Raw genomic sequence first — 2,185 nt, 5'->3', positions numbered from 1 at the left:
GAGCTATTTAACTTTACTAGAAGTGTTTAAAAGTTGTTATATTTTATAGATAAGGGGATAGCTGAAACTATTCTTATTTACTTCTTTCTTGATAAAGAGAGAGCTAAAAATATCCCCATCTACTTCTTACTTCTTCCTTATTCCTTATTCCTTATTCATTCTTCCTTATTCATTCTTCCTTATTCATTCTTCCTTCTTCCTTCTTCCTTCTTCCTTCTTCCTTATTCATTCTTCCTTATTCATTCTTACTTCTTCCTTATTCCTTATTCCTTATTCCTTATTCCTTCCTTTATTATGAATATTCAAATCCTAGCAACTAATCATCCAAAAGAAAATATTTCTCCAGAAAACTCTCTACTATTAAAAGCAGAATCTGTTGAAAAAAGCTTTACTTTACACAACCAAGGCGGAGTCAAACTATCAGTCTTAAAAAATATTTCTCTCAGCTTAAAGGCAGGAGAATGTATTGCCTTCTCCGGAAAATCTGGTTCAGGCAAATCTACATTTATGCGTTGTCTTTACGGTAACTATCGAGTCGATAAAGGTTCAATTTGGGTAAAGCATAAATCTACTTGGTTAGACCTTCATAAATTACTACCCCATGAAATTTTAGAAGTACGGAAAACTACTATTGGTTATGTCAGTCAATTTTTACGAGTAATTCCTCGCGTGCCCGCTTTAGAAGTAGCAGCAGAACCATTATTAGAATTAGGAATAAAGCCAGAAATAGCCTATCAAAAAGTAGCAGAATTATTTGAGATATTGAATTTACCAAAACGTCTTTGGCATCTTTCACCTACTACCTTTTCTGGAGGAGAAAAACAACGAGTTAATTTAGCTAGAGCGTTGGTAGTTAATTATCCAATTTTATTATTAGATGAACCAACTTCAGCCTTAGATTCTGTAAATCGTCAAGTAGTAATTGAACTATTAGAAAAATGTAAAACTAACGGGTGTGGTTTAATAGGAATTTTCCACGATGAAGAAGTAAGATTAAGACTTTGTACAAAAGAACTTACTTTGGACTACTAATTAGAAAAATTACTATTAGTTACACTGGCAAAAGGTTATGCTGTTTTACTTCAATAATTTTTTGAAAGCCAAATAAATAAAAAAAAATTGTTTGATATACTCTATTAGCTGATAGCTGATAGCTGATAGCTGACTGCTTTTTACAACTGATAACTTATCCCCATAACTAACAACAAACTTGCTAAAACACTACCCAAAAATCCTATACCCAAATTCGTCATATTTGACTGACTTGCAGATGCCATTGCAGTATTCAAATCTGGTGAAGTTAAACGTTCATAATTTTTCACAGCTACAATTGTTTCTGGTAGAGATGATATTAAACTTCCCAAAAAATAATGCAGTCCGGCAAAAACAGCATCACCAAATAATTGACTAAGTAAATCATCATAAATATTAGTCCAAGCAATAAATAATGTATTTAATACATAACATAATAAAATTAATAACCCTGTTCCTAAAATAAACTGAAACCAACTTGCTATATAATCATCTTCATTAATATCATCAAATAATTCTGGTCTTTTTTTCTTAAATTGTTTTTCATAAAAGAAGAAAACTAACACACCTGCTAAACAAATTAAACCGCCAACAAATATCCAGGGTAAAGTGCGAGTATTAATTCCTTCTGGTAAAGGAGCAAATTCCGATTTACCCGTAATGCACCAGTAAGCTGTACTAGCAAAAGCAAACATTGATAATGACATGAAAAGATGCCATAAAAACAGCATTTTTTCTTTGTTAAAAATTTCGATAAAATCTTTGATATAAGATATTTTGCCAATAAAGAGCCATTTACTAATAACAATTATTGGTGCAACAATAAACATCAGATAAATATTAGCAAAATTTGAACCTAGAGGAGTTGCTATACCACCTAGTCGTCGAAGACTTAATGATAACAACATGAGAAATAATTCTGGGTTATTTGTGCTAGAATTAATTACTATAGTACGTTTATCTTTACCTAAATATTGACCTGCTAAACCAGCAGCAGAATTTACCATCATATCTGTAGCAGTAGGAATCAACCAAAAGCAAAAAATGACTGCTATTAAAGCAGTAATTGTCACAAAAGTAATTTCATTGGTAGAGTTGTGTATTTGTATAATCCAGGTGTCCATAGCTTAAAATATAAGATTCAATATTAGGA

General features: G+C 31.3%; 2 protein-coding genes. One reads left to right on the top strand and one right to left on the bottom strand.

Annotated elements, in window-relative coordinates; genetic code table 11:
- Positions 1-294: 294 nt before the first annotated feature.
- On the top strand, positions 295-1,032 hold the full coding sequence (phnL, locus tag AFK68_RS00680; RefSeq protein ID WP_094670833.1) for a phosphonate C-P lyase system protein PhnL: 738 nt from the start codon (positions 295-297) through the stop codon (positions 1,030-1,032).
- A gap of 140 nt (positions 1,033-1,172) precedes the next feature.
- On the opposite strand, the gene AFK68_RS00675 is transcribed toward phnL, so the two are convergent.
- A complete protein-coding gene (locus tag AFK68_RS00675) occupies positions 1,173-2,156 on the bottom strand; it encodes a hypothetical protein (protein ID WP_094670831.1) in 984 nt (327 codons plus the stop codon).
- Positions 2,157-2,185 lie beyond the last annotated feature (29 nt).

The organism is Hydrocoleum sp. CS-953 (assembly GCF_002260545.1).
In the GTDB taxonomy this organism is placed as follows: Bacteria; Cyanobacteriota; Cyanobacteriia; order Cyanobacteriales; family Microcoleaceae; genus Trichodesmium.
Note: the sequence above shows the minus strand (reverse complement) of the source record. Positions and strands in the feature narration are given on the sequence as shown.